The organism is Pseudoalteromonas sp. S408 (genome assembly GCF_005886645.1).
Classification (GTDB): domain Bacteria; phylum Pseudomonadota; class Gammaproteobacteria; order Enterobacterales; family Alteromonadaceae; genus Pseudoalteromonas.
Window position 1 is genome coordinate 140,615 of sequence record NZ_PNDY01000013.1, and the last position, 18,682, is coordinate 159,296.

Consider the following 18,682-nt stretch of genomic DNA (forward strand, 5'->3'; position numbering starts at 1 on the left):
CGCCTCTCCTAATACTGCAAATTAAATTCAGGTGAAATAGCAATCATATAAAGTAAATACGATACCCGTTCGCGATATTGATCGTCATCAAAATAGGCATCTAAATCTAATAATGCTTGGCGTGTGTCACTACTCATAGAGCCTGCAAAATACAGTACGCTGTATTGATCGAGTAAGTAGTTAACCCCATTGCTTTGCAAAGTATTCATATCGTTAATGATGTAAACATAAATGCCATTTGGATTTAAATCGGTGTGCGCCTCTGCGGTACTCCACACTAAATCGGCAAAGTGCTCATTCATGGTGCCAATGAGGGTAGCGTCACCCGCTATTTGTAGCTCAGGAGCCACTAATGCATCTGCTCGCAACTGAGCAGGCTGGTAGTCAGGTCTAAAAAAGTTAAACACCGAACTCGACTGCATAGGCCCTTGCCCATATCGGTCAACTAAATTCCATGTTTTGTAAAAACCTTCGGGTGACTTCGCGTTTAAGTTTCGCCAAAATTGGACTGTTTTAAGAAGCGGTTCTTTTATTTTCCCTTGGTAGTTTAATACGCTGCCGTAATGGCGAGCTTCATCATCTAAATATATGGCTTTGACTACTGCAGCTAAATCCCCTCTTACACCTTCGCCATTATCATTAAACACGCTGGCAATTCGCTCTACATATTGCGGTGTAGGGTTTGATGTAATAAGTCGTTGTATTAGCTGCTTACTAATAAACGGCGCTACATTTTGATGATTAAATAAATTATCAAGCGCTAGTTGTAAGGACTCTTGCGCTCCATACCCTTGGGGAATAACGTCGCCGTTTAATAGCGTTTTTTGCTTTTGTGAATGGTACTCTTCAAATGCTTGCATAGGCGCAACATAGTCGCGACTTTTGCGCTTAAATGTTTCGCTGCCTGCAAATGTCCACCCTGTAAACACACGAGCAAAGCCTTCTATTTCTGCTTGGCCATACGTAGCAATGGTATTACCGTTAGCGTCTAATTTTACAGTGCCATCTTGGTTTAGCTCATCAAGCCCGATAGTAAATAACTGCATGACCTCACGGGCATAGTTTTCATCTGGGCGAATATTTAGGGTCTCATCGGCCTTTTCGTTGCCCAAATGACTAAGGTAAGTTCCCATAATTGGCGATAAAGTTATCGCCTCAAGTAAATCACGAAAATTACCAAATGCATGCGTTAGCAGTAAATCGTAATATGCCACCATGCCCTCAGGCTGGGAACGTAAATCGTTATTAAGATCAGACACAACGAGTATTTCACTCAGCGCAAAAGCGACGCGCTGGCGCAATTGGTCGTCGCTTTGCATGACGGCTTTCCACCACGCGTCTATTCGGCTTATATACCTAAAATCTTCATCGTCATTAGTAAACACTATATAGTCACGATGATAGTTAATGGGCAGTGCTAGTTGAGCATCGAGCCAGTGCAGCTCACTTTGCCCTTGCGCACGTTGTATTTCTGTAAGCGTTGGCCCCATGCTTCCTTGATGCAACAACCGCGCTGCAGAAAATGCATCCATACCATTGCGGGCAAAAAAGTTAACCGTTTTAACGGTGGTGGCCCCTTCGTTATCGGTCGCGGTAACGTTAAACGCATATTCTGAAGGCATGTAAGTTAATGCATCAGCCAATTTAACGCTAACTGAGCTTGCGTTTACTGGCTCACTTAATACAACAGGCCCCGAAACTTGCTGCCAAATCACACTGGCAATACTGCCGTCAGCATCGCTGGCTGCTGCTGTTAACTCAATAGTTTGGCTTTTTTTGATATCGCTTGGCAAATCAGACAACGTTAGTATAGGGAGCTTATTACCATTAACCTTAGGTGTATCGCTTGAGCCTGAACCGCCGCAGGCACTAAGAAAAAAGACTGAGCTTGCTATCAAAACTAATTTATAATGCATGTTAAATCGCCATGATATTTTGGTTTAAGTAGGTAATTACCTACTTAGTTTAATGCATTAATTGAAACACAAAATTTACATTTTTTCCTTTTATTTTTTGTAATCGAAACTTGACTAACGTTCAAAAATGCACAAACTACGGGGGTTAAACAGCCAGAGACCACATATGAAAACAGAAATTAGCTATCAGTTTGAATCTTCGCAAGTTGCCAACCGTTTTTTACATGAATTAAAAAACTGGTCCGTGAACGATGTAAAAACACGCCTTTTTAATGGGGGAGATAGCGTAAAAGTAAGCTACGATTACGACGAAACTGGCTTCGATTATACTATTGCCGAGCTTGATGATTTAGCCGAGCAACATGGAGGAAAAGAAGTTTAGTGTAAAGCAATGTATATTAAACCTGTTTGCGTTAATAATAACAATTTAGCAGTAGCGATTTGATTAAATTGATTTAATTAAAGCTCTATTTCGTCCGGTATTTTTGGCTTCGTACAGCATAACGTCTGCGTTTTTAATTAATAGCTTAGCGGTTACTTTTTCATTATCCATAGCTTTTGCAGTTGCAAAAGCACAACCTACACTAACAGTTAAAACGTTACTGACTTTAGAGCCTTTATGAGCTAGGTTTAGCGCCTTTACATTTAGCAGCAGTTGTTGAGATATTGCTTCAAATTGCTCAGCCGTAAGCTGATTAAACAGCATTATAAACTCTTCACCTCCATAGCGCGCTGCCGACCCATTATTTGATTGGGCGGTCTCTTTTAAAACACGGCAAACTGCTTGCAAAGCACTATCCCCCTCTTGGTGGCCATAAAAGTCGTTATAAAACTTAAAGTAATCTACATCAATTAGCATTAACCCCAGTGTTGTTTTTTGTCTGTGGGCCTCTTGCCACTGCGTTGTGTAAATCTCTTCAAAAGCACGCCGGTTATAAATTTGTGTTAACTCGTCTATTTTACTAATTTTTTCTAGTTGTTCGTTTTGCTTTTTAACCTCTTTTATTAATGAATTAAAACCATTTATAAGCACACGCATTTCTAGAAACTGATTTTTAAAGTGAAGCGGTTGAAGATCGTTTTTAAGCAACATTAAATTGATTGCAGATGCGCCATTAATTAACGGTGTAATAAAAAAGCGGTTAACTATATAAAAGCCAATTAATGAGACAATAAAAAACATTAATAAAATAATTATTAAGTAATTATCAAATAAAATGGGGATACGCTGATGATGATGCTTAATATTCATAAGCAAAATTGGGTTACCATTTATATCTAATAACGTTCTTTGACGCTCTGTGGCTATTTCCTCATTTTGAATTCCATCACTGAGAGCAACCGCTCTTTGTGGTGCGCTGTCTTTGTTTATTAAAGTGTAGCTTAGCTTTACTTGTGCCATCTCGGCCATTTTAGCGAATTGTGACTCCCTTACTTTTTTAATAAAAACAATGCTACCAACAGACTCTCCTGTTTTGTTTGTTCGTTGAATTGCGTGCGATGCAAACATAACAGGACTATGCTCTGTACTCAAAAAACCGAAGCGTTCTGACGTATTTGTTCCATAAGGGAGAATAGTACGATTAGGCAAACGAGTATTTAAATCAAACTCTGGCAGCTCAAAGGGTTGCTCTTGAATATAATCAAAAGTATGCGCATAAACTTGTTTAAAGTTCATGTCGTAAATAAATACACCATCTATTTTGAGTGATTTAAAAGTATCGTCCACATAATTTGACTCAATATAATCTTTATTAAAGCTCGTCATGTAATCGTATGAGTCATCCCACACCGAATAATCGTAATTTAGGGTTTTTAAAAAAACAAACTCTCTGTTTAATGCTATTTCTAGGCTCAATAACTCTCTATTTTGGTAGTCTTTAATGTTTTCATTTATGGTTGGTAACGTAAAAAAGTATCGGTAACTAACCAATAAGCTAGTTACAAAGCACATCAAAATTAGGGTACCTATTATTACAAAAAATCTTAATGTCATTATTAGTGCCTAAAATGTAAGTAGCTAAACGCATTTGCCGCATAGCCCTTATGAATAGTTGTTTAAATGTGCTTAAGTTTTAAATGGCGCCGTTATTAATTTAACGATGATTCTGGCATTAATGTAATTGGCATAGTACAGCGCATTAGCGTACCAGCGCCCAGTTCGCTTTCTACCTCAATTGAACCATTGTGCTCTTTTAACACGTTGTAAACGATGGCCATCCCCATTCCGGTGCCTTTTCCAACTGGTTTTGTAGTGTAAAAGGGCTCAAATATATGACTTTTAGTTTGTTCATCCATGCCGCAGCCATTATCAGCAATTTCAATGTAAATATTTTTTTCGTCTGAAAATAACTTGATGACTATTTTGCCTTGCTTGCCATCAACTAAATCACACGCATACTTCGCATTTAGTAATATATTCACAAACACTTGATTAATTGCCGATAAATTACAATAACTTAATGGCAGCTCGTCATAAGTACATTCAACGTCACAACTTTTTAATTGATTAGCTAGTAACTTAATCGCCCCCTTTAAAGATTCAGTAATATCAGCCATAGCAAGTAAGTTATTTTTAGGTCTGGCAAAATTAAGTAAATTATTTACTATTGCCGCAATGCGATGCAGCCCTTCATGCGTGTCGTCTAACAGCTCATCTAAATCTTCTAAAATAAAATCAATGTTAGCTTCATTATCGAGTTTAACGAGTTGCGCTTCTAATTCTGATGCGGATATAGATTTGTCTATAAATTGCTTAGCAACCTGCATTAACGAATGCAGTGTAGGTTTGAAGTACTTAATACTGTCGAGATTACTCATCACGTAGGCAAGTGGATTATTTATTTCATGAGCAACGCCTGCCGATAACGTACCGAGTGTTGCCATTTTATCGGTTTGCATTATGGTCACTTTCTGACTTTTAAGCATGCTCAGCTTTTCTTTTAACTCTTGATTGGCGCAAAATAACTTACGAGTTTTATCTTCCAGTAATACCTCTAGCTTATCTCTCGCTGCTTTTTCACGTAGATACGCTTTTTTATAGTTATAGTTATAGTTATCTTCAACCATTTGAAGCCTCGTATCTGACTTCAATAACGCACTTTTCGCAGCCATCGTGCATACACTCAACATGGTCTAAAACTACATTAACTCCAAAATGTGAAGCTGCACCATAAATCAGCCCTTCAGCACACATACATAGCTGCCGCTTAGAACGGTAATGCATTAAAATAAATCCTTCTTCAACCAGCTTTGCTTCTATCTCTGGCAAATTTGGCTCGTGGTATAACTTAGCGACTTCAACATGAATAACCTTATCAATCCCCATAATTAACTCTGCAAAACTGTCAAAGCCTTCAGCAACTGTTGGGTGACTCCTATTTAAATGACCAAACAAATACTCACCAAATGCTTTTAACACTTCGGGCATGGTCATAGATAACGCTGCTGCAACATCTTGGGCTAAACCAATTATTTCTTCATCGGGATAGCTTTGCGCCGAAATATAAACGCGACCATCTGGGGCGTTTTTTTCAAGTAAATCATCCCATGCAGCCATTCCACATTTTTCAATAACTAGTGCCTCTAAGCCTCTAAAAATAATACCTTTCATATTTTATCCTTATTAATTGACCACCACTGCTGTAAATCGGGGAGTAGTTTTAGGTCGTCTATAAAATCGAATTGTTCAAGGTTAAAGTTCAAAGCCTTGTTGCAAAACACGTGTTCAATAATAATGTGGATCACCGTTAATGATATGTTTTTTTCTGAGGGTAATTCATCAATTAATTGTGCTTCTACTATGTTTTGATCAAACCCCCAAAGTGATAATAAGTAGGCACTTAAAACAAATTTAGGTACTGCTTGTGTATTTAAATCGCCATTGGTTTTGCTCGTTATAATTAGCTCACCTAAAACACTTAATAACCCAACAGCGCATGCAAGTAATTGAACTTGGCGATCTTGTTTTATAAATTTCGCTAACGATTGCGATAACTCTGCTTTTTTATAACCTTTTTCTATTAATTGGTTAATCGCTTTTTGTTTATTTTTACTGAGTAATTGATGAGATAACTCTGAAAAAACCACAATAGCTCTGAGGTTTATTAAGCCAATGCGTACAATGGCTTCTTTTACACTCGATGTGTGGGTATCAAATCCCATGAAGGCCGAGTTGGCAATTTGTAAAACTTTACCGGCAAGTAAAGGATCATGCCGAACATCTTTTTCTAAAATAGAAATATTAGGCTCGCTTTTATTGAGCTCATTGAGGAGGTTTTGCGTTACACCGCCTAAAAATGGCAGCTTTGAAAGTTGGCCTAAAACAACGCGATGTTCACTGCTAATACAAAGTGTTTTTAACACGGTGGCACTATTTATAACACTTTCTAAGTGAGACTGAGTAAACGGCTTAACAAGATGAAAATGAATGACGTTATTTAACTGGAGCTGATAATTACCACTCATGTCACCTGTAAGCAGGCACCTAAGCGCAGAAGGACAGAGCTCCTTGGCTTGTTCGAGCACATTTTTGCCTGTTGGAAGCTGCATCATCGAATCGCAAAAAATGATATCAGGTAAGGCGTTGTTATTTATATGTTGTTCAAATTGAGTAGCAACTTGAACACTCGACACGTCTGCGCTGGGGCATAAACGGTTAAGTGTGCGTATTAACGCACGTAACAGCAGTTCGTCGTCATCAATAATGAGAATATTGATTTTTAAATCATGCATCTACTACACCTAAAGCTATAACGTACTAGTTTATAACTAAAGCGTAGTATAAATTTATCAATACCCCTAGTTTCAAAGGCGCTAATTAGTAAAAAGTAAACACATGGTTTTATTCATGATATTTACGGATCATCGCCACTTTACCGTTTTCAACCTCTATTACTTCCATCATTATTGAGGTGTACTCTATTGGCTGTTTGTTTTGTGGGTGAATGCCTTTAGCGTGGTTTTTATAACGAATCGCAAAACCGCTATCGTTAAATATAAAAGTATTGAGTAGCTCACTTTCATACAGGGTATGCGCGCCTAAGTAAAAGCTCATGCCTTTGCGCATTAATTCTTTCCCATCGGCAGTGCGAGAGTCATCTACTTGATACGGTATGTGCTGACTGCCTACATCGTCTGTTAATAAGCTAAGGTAAGCTTCAAGCTCTTTAGTACCGGCGTTTGGGGCTTGCGTAGCTGTCATTGTTTCGTAGTAGTGCTGTGCAAATTTGCTTAAGTCCAGTGCCTTTTCAGCATAAACCGAAAATGGAGTCACTAATAGCAAGACTAATGTAAAAAGTAGTTTCATCACTTCTTCCTTGTGGTAAAAGTATTGATTTATTTATAGGTACACTATACTCATATGCTTAAAAATAAAACATATACTTTTAAGCTAATAAATCTACATTTTGCTTTTAACTCTATTCGTTGCCACGCTGTTAGCTGGGTCGTCTGGCCAAAAATGTTTAGGGTAGCGACCTTTCATTTCTTTTTGCACATCGCGATAACTGGTAGCCCAAAAGTGCGCAAGATCTTGTGTGAGTTGTAATGAGCGCTTACCTGGCGATAGTAATTCCATAAGTAGTGGCAGCTTTCCATTAGCAAGCATAGGCGTACTGGTTAAGCCATACACTTCTTGCATGCGCACGCTTAACTTTGCGGGGCCATCTAGCTGGTAATTAATTTTTATATTTGAGCCACTCGGTACCGTTAATCTAAGTGGTAATAACGCTTTTAACGCTGTTTGCTGTGGCCAGTCAAAACAATTTTGCAGTGCTTCAAAGTAGTTAAACTTTTTAAGCTGATCGAGTGTTTTTATATCTTGTAAGTACACGCCTAACCAATCATCAGCCGTTTCTATAAGGTGTTGCTCGCTAATAGTTGAGAATTTATCAGGCATAAACTGACTAGCTAAACTCATGCGTATTAATAATTGTTGTGCATCGGGCTGTTCATTAAATAATGCAAAACCATGCTTAGTAAATAAATTAAGCCACGCTTTGGCACGCTCGCTTTTATCTAGCTTTTGTTTGCTCGGCTGGCTTGTAAGCGTAATAGCGCCGAGCTTTACTTCGTCTTGATGAATAAAACGCGCGGTTTTTTCATCAAATTCACAGCGGGTGAGCTTAGTAAATAAATGCGGTAGGTGCTCTTGTAGCTCAAATGGGCTAAGCGCTGTCGCTGCAAATATACGTGCGCCTTTATGGCCGCCCATGGTAGCAATAGCAAGGTAGTCATCGTTGTGCCAGTAATCGGTGTTTAAATCAGCGCCCGCACCATTAGCAAGTAAGTAGCCATTGCCGCGTTTTTTTGCAATGCGGTCGGGGTAAGCTAATGCTACCAGCAAACCTAAATACTCGGTGTTTAGTTCGCTGTTACTGTCGGTTACTTTTAAACGGCTTTGCCAGTATTTTAACTGCTGTTTAAATACTGGGTGTGGCCTTTGCTGCTGGCTATGTAGCGCTAAGCTTAGCTCGTTGGCGGTGTTTATTCTGCTCTCAAGCAGCGCCACTAAATAAAGTGCTAAGCGATAAATACCAGGGAGTTCTGCCTCAAGCGCCTGCGCTTTTAAAAGCATATGCGCTAAGCGAATATCCGCCCCAAAACCCAGCATGTTACTGCCCAACTTGGTTAGTTTGCCTTTGGAATCGATGGCTTCAAGCATAGTTAATAAGCTCATTGCTTGTGTGCATTGCTGCGCAGTGGGCGTATCAAGCAAGGTGAGTTCGCTAATATTTGCGCCCCACTGTTTTGCTTCAAGCATAAGTTGGCTTATGTCTGATGTGAGTATTTCGGGGTTATCGTGGCTATTGCGTCGCTCAAAGGTTTGCTTTGAACCAAGCCTATAAACCACACCTGGTTCTATTCGTCCTGCTCGCCCTGCTCGCTGCACGGCAGAGGAGCGCGATATGCTTTGTGTAGTAAGCTCCGTTACACCTGTTTTTAAGTTATAACTGGCCGCGCGTCGTTTACCGCTATCAATAACAATGCGAATGCCTTCAATGGTTAAGCTGGTTTCGGCTACATTGGTGGTAAGCACGACTTTGCGCATTCCTTCAGGCGCAGGAGCAATCGCCGCTTGCTGATTGGCTTTATCTTGCTCGCCAAATAACGTGGCAACTAGGCAATTACTTGGCAAATCATTAAGGGCCTGTTGAACACGTAATATTTCAAATTGACCAGGCAAGAACACCAGCGCACTGCCGCTTTGCTCGTTTAGTGCTTGTTTTATTAAAGAAGGAATAGCATCAAGCCAGCGGCTTTCATCTTTTATGGGTATGTATACTTCGTCTATGGGGTAGCTTCGCCCATTTGATTGAATAACTGGGCAATCAAAAAATTGCGTATAGCGCTCAGTATCAAGGGTGGCCGACATAAGGAGTATGGTTAAGTCGTCACGCAGTGCACTTTGGGTCTCTAAAGCAAAAGCCAGTGAGGTATCGGCTGCAATTGAGCGTTCATGAAACTCATCAAATATCAGTAAATCAATGTCGCTAAGTTCTGGATCGTTTTGTAGCATGCGAGTAAGCATGCCCTCAGTAACTATTTCAAGGCGCGTATTGTTACTTACTTTACTCTCACCGCGTACACGAAGGCCAACGCTTTGCCCCACATTTTCGTTTTGGCACTTCGCTAGGTAATTGGCAATATTACGTGCAGCTAAGCGGCGCGGCTCCAGCATTACAATACGTTTAAAATGGCCGTCGCACATAAGCTGTAGCGGCAACCAGGTTGATTTACCTGCGCCAGGCGGTGCTTGTAATAACGTTATAGGGTTACTTTGTAATGTAGTTACGAGTTGTTGATATATGTTTTGAACCGGCAGCACTGCTATTTACCCAAAATTGCTTTGTATGCATTGTAACAAAAACCAAAAATAAACGCGCCGCTAAAGCCGTGTGGTTATAAAGGGCACCATAATCAGAAATAATTACAGACCGCTCTGTACATTTTTTAAGGACATGCGCGCTATATTAATTCCTACTGTGCCAATAAAAACATAACATTATGATTATAAATACAAAATTTAAACTTAACTTATTGGTACACGCCTTGCTCCTTTTATACTGAACGTTAATTAAATCTAAGTAAGGAGAAACTTATGAACAGCGATCGTATGAAAGGTAATTGGAACGAACTTAAAGGTAAGGCGCAACAAAAATGGGGCGAGCTTACTGACGACGATTTAGACAAAATTGAAGGTAGCCGTACAGAGTTAGTGGGTAAAATCCAGCAGCAGTACGGTAAATCTAAAGAAGAAGCAGAGCGTGAAGTAGATGAGTTTGAAAAAACTCACTAATCGCTAACTTCTAAAAAAACCGCCATTTGGCGGTTTTTAATTGGCTATATTAAAGCTATAGCTAGTTTATTTCTGTAACACCAGGATAAAATGTATCAATGGGTCTATCTTCGGGCACTATTTGACTTGACGTAGTACCATCAGCAATAGTGTAAGAGAAAACTTTATCTTCTAGAGCATTACCGTTTGACAATACCCCAACTATAGCGCCTTCAGCATCCTCAGTTAAAAACCCAACAACACCTGTATTGTCAAATGAAGCGACAATAACAGGCTGACTTACACCATCAAACTGCATGACCTTTCCACCTTCTGTGCCGTAGTAAAAGTTACCATCAGAACTTGCTAATAAAGCCGTAGAAGGGGCATCACTTAATCCAGTTATCACAGAGCTAATTATTGGCGCTGCACAGTCATTGACTACACGATGAATAGCAGCATTTGCACCGCTGGTTGAACGTGTTGCAAAGTAGCCATCAGCACTTGGCGTTGCAAATTCAACTGCTCGCACAGGTTCATTACTGCCAGATGAACTTACTTGCACACTTTTAAGTTGATTAGTGGACAAGTCAACACAATTAAGCGCATCACCAGTAAAGAACCACGCATTGTTATTATCTATCGCTAATGCATAGCGAGATATCTCGTCGCTGGTTTGGCCAATAGATCCTTCTTTTTGGTAACCTAAGGAGTCAGTATCAATCGAATACAGCTCGTAAGTATCAGCAAAAAGATCTATTCCTAAGCTATATAATTTACCTGAGGCCGATTCGACATGATTTAATCCAGGTCTTTTGGTACGTGGTAAAACAACTTCTGCAAGCTCGCCAAGCGCAGAATCATATCGAAGCACCTTACCTCCATCTCGCCCACGCTCGCCATCGCTCACAGCAAAAAAGTAATCCCCAGCTGAATTTTTAGTGACTTTACCAAAAGGAAATCCACCTTTGCTAAAGCCCAGCGAAGTCATACTAACCGAACTATCTGCGCGATCGTAGGTGAGTATCGCACCTCGTTTATTCTCCCCACCATCATAACTAAGCACCGATACATAGCGGTCATTAATTGAGTCATCTGGGTCATTTAGGATTGCGGGGTCACCAATAAATAATATCCCTTTATCACCCCCGCCTTGTATGATGGTTTTAGTACTATAATTTGGCTTTGTGATTTCGCTTACAAAAGGTGGCGCAACTGTTAAGCCTGTGTCAGCAACTGAGTCAACTAAAAATTTTGCCAAATAATCAGTGACTGTCATATACATATTATCAGCAACTTTAGAGGGTACTAACCCAGCAATAGAGATATTTTTCCAGTTACTAAAAGAGTGCCTTAATGAAAGAGGTCCACCTGATATCGTTGTTTCGTATAATACCGCAGGCGTTTCTGAGGTGACTCCTTCACAAACACTAAATACCAGAGGCGCCCGCCAAAAGAAAGCACCGATAGGGTTTCTGCAATCAGAAGCGACTTCACCAACCCCACCGCTGCGCCCTGAAGATTCCATTATGGGGGAGTTAGAACTAACAAAATGAACAACCGTATCATTATTCACAGCAATATGGCGTCCGCGAGCCCCCAAGGCACCAAAACCAGATATAACCCATGGTTTACTTAAGTCATTTGAATCACTTGCCGTTAATTCAAAACCAGGCCAGTATAAAGACCCGCGAGGAGCAACGAACACTGATAATAAGCGATTATCACCATTCCACATTAAATTAGTGACAGGAGCAATAGGATATCCGGCGTAGTCTGTACCTGTAGCACCAAATTCACCAATAACCTGTACGGTAAGGTAATCGTCACTACTTGCATCCATATTAAATTGCAGCACGCCACCAGACTGGTTTAAACCTCCTGCATCAGCTTTAACATAGGCTGTTTTGCCATCAGGGTGAAATAGGAGTGTGCCCTTTACATTTCTTATTTCATTGCCAGATGGAAACAGTCGAGGAATACTCATCAGCAGTTCAACGTGATGACTCGCTGGGTTATATTTTAACAAAGCGCCTCGTCCATATAACCCCGTTGATCCTAACACTGTATATAAGTGACCATCATTAGGGTGAGCAACTAAACTCTGACTAAAAGATGATGAATTGATTCCAGGTAAGCCATGAAAACTAAATAGCTCAGTCGACTTAGATAAGTCACTTTCAGAGATAGAATAAACAGCACCCGTACGACTGTCTCCCCCTGTACCACTTAGCATCATTAGGTTATGTCCTGCAGGAAGTGAGATAGCAGCCCCCTTAGGAGGATTTTCTATAGTGATTGCTCGAGAGTAAATGGCAGACCAAAGTGAGCCATCTGATACTGTCAGCGTAATTATATAGCTGCCAACTGCATCAGGCATAAACGTTGGGGTTGAACTAGTTTTATCTGAAAGCGTAGCTGCGCTTCCTTGTGTCGGAATTAAACTCCAGAGGTAACTTAAGCTATCGCCATTCGGATCAGAGCTTTGGTTACCGTCAAGGTTATAAAGCGTGCCTACAAATCCCTGTGGTGTAATACTAATATAAGCATTAGGCGCTAAATTTCGCTCTTTATCGTGAATAATAATAACATCAGGAATACTCACACTTTTAGCGTCGCTAACCACTAACTGAATAATGAAATCACCTTCAACATCAGGCGTTAAGTCAGGGTTGGCAGAAGTTGCATTGTTCAGTTGTGCAACGCTCCCTGCGGGTCTGCTTACAATTGCCCAGCTATACGATAATATGTCGCCATCAGCATCACTCGACCCTGACCCATCGAGTACAAACTTAGCACCTAAATCAACTTGTATATCGCGCCCTGCATCCGCCACTGGTAATGTATTTTTTGCAGCATCACGAACAATAACCACATCACTATCACGCTGGCCCAATGCATCCGTTACGGTTAATTGCGCAACATAATCACCTGAGCGATCTGGGGTAAGCGAAGCAATAGGACGGTTCGCATCCATAATAGTGCTACCACTACCTGCCGGGCTAGACAATAAAACCCATTGGTAACTGAGTGCTTGTAACTCAGGATCACTCGATAAAGAACCATCTAGTTTGACTGATGAACCCGTGCCGGCGGATTGGTCATTTCCGGCATTAGCAGTCGGTGGTAAATCCTTATCAGTAACAATCACGGTCGCAGGTGAACTCGTTAGTACACCATCGGAAACAACAAGCTGAAAAATAAAGTCCCCCGCTAAGTCTGGTGTAAATGACGGGGCAACAACGTTGGAGTCAGACAGCGTGACTGCACTACCTTTTGGTATCGAAATAATACTCCATTGATAACCTAACCCTCTCTCTTCAGGATCACTAGAACGTGAGCCATCCAGGTGAATAATTTGACCTGTAGAAGCAAGTTGCGAAGGACCGGCATTCGCAGTTGGCGGAAGGTTAGACGTTGAGATAGTCACTGTACTTGCGGTACTTAAATATTGCCCATCGTAAACTATAAGCTGAACGACGTAGTCGCCACTTACGTCTGGCGTTATAACAGGATGAAAAGAATCAATATCTGATAATTGCGCCAAAGACGCCTTTGGTTTGGAAATAATAGACCAACGAGGTTGAATGCTATCGCCATCACCATCTATCGATGCAGAACCATCAAGGTGTATAACTTGACCAATTTGACCACTTAAATGACGACCTGCGTCTGCAATAGGCGCTTGATTTGTGCGATGTAAAATGACACTACTTGGACTACTATCATAAACGCCATCATTTACTGTTAAAGAGACAACATAATCACCGGCTACATCTGGGCTTAATGTTGAAATAACAGACGTTGCATTCTGGATTTCAACTGTACTTCCAACTGGAGCTGATACTATTCGCCATTGATAATTCAATGCGTTTCCATCAGCATCGCTAGAACCCGAACCATCAAATCGGATGGTTTTTCCAACCTCATAGGTCTGGTTAGCTCCTGCATTTGCTACAGGTGCGACGTTGGTATCGCTTATTAAAACAGTATCGGCAGCGCTCTGTAAAACACCATCACTAACAATAAGTTGTACCTGATAGTCACCTGAAATATCTGGTGTTAATAGAGCAAAAGGGCTAGTAGCATTTGTAATAGCGGCATTACTACCTGCAGGGCTACCAATAACTGACCACTCATAAGATAGTTGGTCACCATCACTATCTGAGCTTCGGCTACCATCTAACATAACTGGTTGACTACCAGATACCCGACGGTCAGGACCCGCATTCGCTACTGGCATTGAATCGGTATCACTAATAATAACTGTGCTTGGATCACTATCGGTTGTTCCATTATTTACAACAAGCGCTACTTCATAACTTCCTGCTTCATCAAGAAAAAGGCTTGGAAATGGAGATGCTGTATCACTTAATTCGCTCGTACTACTTGGCGGCGCGCTAACAATGCTCCAACTGTAGGTTAAAGCAGCGCCATCAGGGTCATATGAACCACCGCCATTTAGAACTACCGTTGCTCCTTTTTGCAATTGCGCAGAATGGCCTGCATTTGCAATGGGTATAACTGCATCTGTACCTGCATTAGTACCACCGTCTACTGGGTTATCCGATGTATCGCTACCGCAGCCATTCAACAAAAAGATTAAAAAGAGCAAAAATATACGCATAGTGTAATTTCCTCAAACAAGCCAAGCATTTATTAACTAGATTTTTAGCTTAGACAAAGAAATAATTTTTGTACAATTAGAGCTAGAAGTTAAAGGTTGAATAACAAAAAATTAATTTAAATGAGCCAGCAAAAAACCGCCTTATGGCGGTTTTTTTGTTTAACGGCTAAAAAGGACGTTATTTACGCTTTTAATTGGTTACCTATAGGCAGTTGCCTAATGCGCTTACCACAAGCTGCAAAAATAGCGTTACACAATGCAGGAGCATAAACCGGCGTTGCGGGCTCGCCTACGCCTGCTGGTGGTGCATCGCTTTGTATTATTTCTACTTCTACCTCTAGTGGTGAATCGCTCATACGGGGCACGCGGTAATCATGAAAATTACTTTGTTGCACGCGGCCTTTATCAAAAGTAATACCATCGCTAATTGCAGTGGTAATACCGTAAATAGAGCCACCTTGCGTTTGGTTTTTAACGGTATCGGTGTTTACAACCGTACCCGCATCAATAGCCACCCACGATTTAATCACGTTTAAGTCGCCAGCATCAGATACTTCTACCTCTACAACCGTTGCCACATACGTTAGAAAGCTGCGGTGCGCTGCAATGCCTAACCCGCGCCCTTTTGCCAGTGTTCTCCCCCAATTTGCCATACTCGCTGCTTTTTCAATAACATGACGCAAACGGCTTATTTCAAGTGGATAAACCGCTTTATCGCCACCGTAGTTATTATAGTTTGCGTTCTGGCTTGCGAAATCGATAGTACGCGCTGGCCCAATGGTTTCCAATAAATAATCTTTTGAGTCTTTACCCGCCTTGTGGGCAGCCTCATTTATAAATGACTGCACAGCAAACGCATGAAAAATATTTGTGACCGAGCGCATCCAGCCTATTCGGGCTTTTGCTGGTGCTTCACCTCGTTCCAGTTTCATATTGGGTGTTAAAATTGGATTATCAGTAAAACCTAGGTCTAGCTCAAAGCCACCAGGTGCAGATGCCCCTTCTTGAAAGGTAGACATAATTGGCGAAAACGCCGTGCGATGCAAGTAAGCCTCAATATTACCTTTTTCATTGAGTGACGCTTCAATATGTTGAGCCGATACCGCATGATAAAAACTGTGTTGAATATCATCCTCTCGCGTCCATTGTACGCGTATAGGTTGCCCTACTTTCATTGAAATGTAGGCGGCCTCTGCCGAAAAATCAGGTTTTGATTTACGCCCAAACCCGCCACCTAACATGGTGACATGTACGTTAATTTTACTCTCGTCCATACCCAGTAGTGCGGCCACAGTTTTCATATCGGCTTGCGGGTTTTGCGTTGCAGCCCAAATATCTACACTGTCTTTATTGTACATTGCCGTGGCGCAAGGTGGCTCCATAGGTGCTTGAGTTAAATGCGGCGCGTAATAGTCGGCAACTAATTTATTGCTCGATTTAGCCAACACGCCCATGGTATCGCCTTTTTCGCGCACATGCGCTTGCGGCTCACTCACTGTTTGCAGTAACGACTTTTTAAAGCTCTCTGAATTATAATCGCCGTTTTTACCATCATCCCACACCACTTTTAGTGCTTTACGCGCCTGCCATGCAGCCCAGGTATTTTTAGCAACAATAGCAATGCCGCCTTTTGGCTGAAATTGCGGTGCGCCTTTTGGTACAGGCATTTCAATAATATCAACTACGCCATTAATTGCTTTAGAGGCGCTGGCATCAAACGATTTAACCACACCACCTACTACCGGCGGGCGCTCAATAATAGCCACCAGCGCTTTTGGTTCGCGTACATCGGCAGCAAATGTGGCTTTACCGGTTACTAAATCGGTTAAATCTATGTGCGCCATACCAGTATTTATATAACGCCATTCTTTACGTGTTTTAAGTGTTAGCTTGTCAGGCTCTGGTGGTGTAATACTAAGCGCTAGGTCTATTAAGTCTTTATAAGCCAGCGTTTTACCCGAGCTGTGGGTAACCACGTGCTGATTAGCTGTACAGGTTTGTGGCTCAACTTTCCAATATTTAGCAGCTGCGTGCTGCATCATGTAGCGTACGCTAGCGCCCATTTCGCGCAGGCGCTGCATGTTGTAGCGAATACTACGCGAGCCATCGGTATTTTGATCCCCGTATTTAGGGTCGCCCTTACCTTGAATAACAACTACTTTATCCCACGCAGCTTCCATTTCGTCTGCCACAATTTGAGCAATGGCTGTTCGAATTTGTTGGCCCATTTCAGAGCGGTGGCAGGTTATTTCAACCATGCCATCGGGGCGCAGTGCTATAAATAAGTTGGCGCGCTTTGCTTGCTCAGAGGGTTGCTCTAACACGCCAGCAAACGCTCTTGGTGCACTGCCTACAAAATAAGTGCCTAATACTAATGCGCCTATTGCGCTGGTTTTTAAAAATTGGCGGCGGTTTAGGTCAAAGTACGTATTGTCGTTTTTCATACTTCTTCCCCTTGTTCATTTGGGTCAAAATACTCAACGCCCGCAATAGTTTTAGCCGCCGACTTAATCGCTTTATGAATACGCGGATACGTGCCACAACGACAAATATTGCCCGACATATTACTCACTATTTCATCATCAGTTGGATTGGGGTTAGCTGCTAACAAGCTTGCCGCTTGCATTATTTGCCCGCACTGACAAAACCCACACTGCGGCACTTTATGCTCAACCCACGCTTTTTGCACAGGATGGTCGCCTTGCTCGCTTAATCCTTCAATAGAGGTAATATTGCGCCCTACTACAGCCGATACCGGTAATACACACGAGCGCTGCGCTACGCCATCAATATGTATAGTGCACGCACCACACTGCGCCATACCACAACCAAACTTAGGCCCGGTTAAATTTAATTCATCTCGAAGATACCAAAGCACCGGCGTTGACGGATCGCCTGTAAACTCATGTTTATTACCATTAACGGTAAGCGTGATCATATTTAACTCCTTGGCAAAGCGCTTTCAAGGAATGCCTTGTTGCGCGAGAACGGTTTGAATACTTGCTACTTTTTTAGCCTACCACTTAGGATTGGTTTATTGAAATTTTTATCGGTAAGTGGCTTTAATAAGCTTTGGTAGGTCGCTAAACGCAAAAACCGGCCTGTGGCGGTTTTATGTATAAGCTAAATGCTAGTTATTTAGTTAGTGCTAATTTAACCGCGGCCTGCGCATGAATTTGCGTGGTATCGTAAAGGGGCACGGTTGTATGTTGCGGCTCTACCAATAAAGCAATTTCAGTACAGCCTAAAACAATGGCCTGTGCGCCTTTTTCAAACATCCGCTCAATAATATTTATAAACTCAGTTCGCGCTTCTTCATTAATAATGCCTTGGCATAACTGATTATAAATTATGTCGTGTACACGCGCTCGCTCATTAGGCTCGGGTATTAACACTTCAATGTTATGCTTATCGGTTAACCGCCCTTTGTAAAAGTTTTGCTCCATTGTAAATTGCGTCCCCAGTAAGCCTACTCGCGTTATTTCATCGTGTTTTAACTGCGCTGCGGTGGCATCGGCAATATGCAAAATAGGAATGCTGATACTGCTGGCAATGTAGTCAGCCACTTTATGCATGGTGTTGGTACAAATAAGTAAAAAATCAGCCCCACCAGCCTCTACCGATTTAGCAGCTTCAGCTAGAAGAGCGGCTGTTTGTGGCCAATCACCTTGGTGCTGCAATGTTTCAATTTCTGCAAAATCAACACTTACCATACAAATTTTGGCACTATGCAGCCCACCCAGCGCACCTTTCACCCCCTGGTTTAACGCTTTGTAATAGCTAGTGGTTGACTCCCAACTCATACCACCAAGCATGCCAATCGTTTTCATAAAATTGCCTTTTTTAATATACTAAAAGAGC

Annotated in this window: 13 protein-coding genes; 2 read left to right on the plus strand and 11 right to left on the minus strand. The window is 41.5% G+C overall.

All coding sequences use genetic code 11. From position 1 onward, the window contains the following. Positions 1-8: 8 nt before the first annotated feature. Entirely contained in the window at positions 9-1,916 is a 1,908-nt protein-coding gene (locus tag CWB62_RS11975) for a DUF1800 domain-containing protein (RefSeq protein ID WP_138527490.1), read from the minus strand. A gap of 166 nt (positions 1,917-2,082) precedes the next feature. Between CWB62_RS11975 and CWB62_RS11980 the strand changes: the two genes are divergently transcribed. Next, the gene (locus CWB62_RS11980) at positions 2,083-2,298 is read left to right on the plus strand and encodes a hypothetical protein (RefSeq protein WP_058552207.1); all 216 of its coding nucleotides are present in this window, start codon (positions 2,083-2,085) and stop codon (positions 2,296-2,298) included. Between the two features lie 63 nt (positions 2,299-2,361). On the opposite strand, the gene CWB62_RS11985 is transcribed toward CWB62_RS11980, so the two are convergent. From CWB62_RS11985 to hrpB, 6 genes are all read right to left on the minus strand, one after another. Continuing rightward, on the minus strand, positions 2,362-3,912 hold the full coding sequence (locus CWB62_RS11985; protein ID WP_138527491.1) for a sensor domain-containing diguanylate cyclase: 1,551 nt from the start codon (positions 3,910-3,912) through the stop codon (positions 2,362-2,364). A gap of 95 nt (positions 3,913-4,007) precedes the next feature. Beyond that, positions 4,008-4,985 (minus strand): sensor histidine kinase, encoded by a 978-nt coding sequence (locus CWB62_RS11990; RefSeq protein ID WP_138527492.1) that lies wholly within the window; start codon positions 4,983-4,985, stop codon positions 4,008-4,010. Next, entirely contained in the window at positions 4,978-5,529 is a 552-nt protein-coding gene (locus CWB62_RS11995) for a heme NO-binding domain-containing protein (RefSeq protein WP_138527493.1), read from the minus strand. The genes CWB62_RS11990 and CWB62_RS11995 overlap by 8 nt, the downstream gene beginning before the upstream one ends. Further along, a complete protein-coding gene (locus tag CWB62_RS12000; protein ID WP_138527494.1) occupies positions 5,526-6,650 on the minus strand; it encodes an HDOD domain-containing protein in 1,125 nt (374 codons plus the stop codon). The genes CWB62_RS11995 and CWB62_RS12000 overlap by 4 nt, the downstream gene beginning before the upstream one ends. A 109-nt stretch (positions 6,651-6,759) precedes the next feature. Next, positions 6,760-7,224 (minus strand): nuclear transport factor 2-like protein, encoded by a 465-nt coding sequence (locus tag CWB62_RS12005; protein ID WP_138527495.1) that lies wholly within the window; start codon positions 7,222-7,224, stop codon positions 6,760-6,762. Positions 7,225-7,317: 93 nt separating this feature from the next. Beyond that, a complete protein-coding gene (hrpB, locus tag CWB62_RS12010) occupies positions 7,318-9,744 on the minus strand; it encodes an ATP-dependent helicase HrpB (RefSeq protein ID WP_138527496.1) in 2,427 nt (808 codons plus the stop codon). Positions 9,745-10,017: 273 nt separating this feature from the next. On the opposite strand from hrpB, the gene CWB62_RS12015 reads away from it, so the two are divergent. Then, complete coding sequence (locus CWB62_RS12015) at positions 10,018-10,215, plus strand: CsbD family protein (RefSeq protein ID WP_138527497.1); 198 nt, start codon at positions 10,018-10,020, stop codon at positions 10,213-10,215. Between the two features lie 61 nt (positions 10,216-10,276). Here the strand turns inward: CWB62_RS12015 and CWB62_RS12020 are convergent, their stop codons facing one another. The 4 genes from CWB62_RS12020 to CWB62_RS12035 all read right to left on the minus strand — a co-directional run bounded on the left by CWB62_RS12020 (position 10,277) and on the right by CWB62_RS12035 (position 18,651). Beyond that, positions 10,277-14,821: a PKD domain-containing protein gene (locus CWB62_RS12020; RefSeq protein ID WP_138527498.1), complete on the minus strand. Its 4,545-nt coding sequence runs from the start codon at positions 14,819-14,821 to the stop codon at positions 10,277-10,279. A 182-nt stretch (positions 14,822-15,003) separates the two neighbouring features. Continuing rightward, entirely contained in the window at positions 15,004-17,265 is a 2,262-nt protein-coding gene (locus CWB62_RS12025; RefSeq protein WP_138527499.1) for a xanthine dehydrogenase family protein molybdopterin-binding subunit, read from the minus strand. Beyond that, complete coding sequence (locus tag CWB62_RS12030; protein WP_006791476.1) at positions 17,262-17,759, minus strand: (2Fe-2S)-binding protein; 498 nt, start codon at positions 17,757-17,759, stop codon at positions 17,262-17,264. Before CWB62_RS12030 ends, CWB62_RS12025 begins: the two co-directional genes overlap by 4 nt. Positions 17,760-17,955: 196 nt before the next feature. Continuing rightward, positions 17,956-18,651, minus strand: coding sequence for an aspartate/glutamate racemase family protein (locus CWB62_RS12035; RefSeq protein ID WP_138527500.1), 696 nt, complete (start codon positions 18,649-18,651; stop codon positions 17,956-17,958). Between the last annotated feature and the right edge of the window lie 31 nt (positions 18,652-18,682).

Coding starts and splice junctions, on each gene's coding strand:
- CWB62_RS11975 (WP_138527490.1), bottom strand. CDS start 1,916: ATGCATTATAAATTAGTTTTGATAGCAAGCTCAGTCTTTTTTCTTAGT.
- CWB62_RS11980 (WP_058552207.1), top strand. CDS start 2,083: ATGAAAACAGAAATTAGCTATCAGTTTGAATCTTCGCAAGTTGCCAAC.
- CWB62_RS11985 (WP_138527491.1), bottom strand. CDS start 3,912: ATGACATTAAGATTTTTTGTAATAATAGGTACCCTAATTTTGATGTGC.
- CWB62_RS11990 (WP_138527492.1), bottom strand. CDS start 4,985: ATGGTTGAAGATAACTATAACTATAACTATAAAAAAGCGTATCTACGT.
- CWB62_RS11995 (WP_138527493.1), bottom strand. CDS start 5,529: ATGAAAGGTATTATTTTTAGAGGCTTAGAGGCACTAGTTATTGAAAAA.
- CWB62_RS12000 (WP_138527494.1), bottom strand. CDS start 6,650: ATGCATGATTTAAAAATCAATATTCTCATTATTGATGACGACGAACTG.
- CWB62_RS12005 (WP_138527495.1), bottom strand. CDS start 7,224: ATGAAACTACTTTTTACATTAGTCTTGCTATTAGTGACTCCATTTTCG.
- CWB62_RS12015 (WP_138527497.1), top strand. CDS start 10,018: ATGAACAGCGATCGTATGAAAGGTAATTGGAACGAACTTAAAGGTAAG.
- CWB62_RS12020 (WP_138527498.1), bottom strand. CDS start 14,821: ATGCGTATATTTTTGCTCTTTTTAATCTTTTTGTTGAATGGCTGCGGT.
- CWB62_RS12025 (WP_138527499.1), bottom strand. CDS start 17,265: ATGAAAAACGACAATACGTACTTTGACCTAAACCGCCGCCAATTTTTA.
- CWB62_RS12030 (WP_006791476.1), bottom strand. CDS start 17,759: ATGATCACGCTTACCGTTAATGGTAATAAACATGAGTTTACAGGCGAT.
- CWB62_RS12035 (WP_138527500.1), bottom strand. CDS start 18,651: ATGAAAACGATTGGCATGCTTGGTGGTATGAGTTGGGAGTCAACCACT.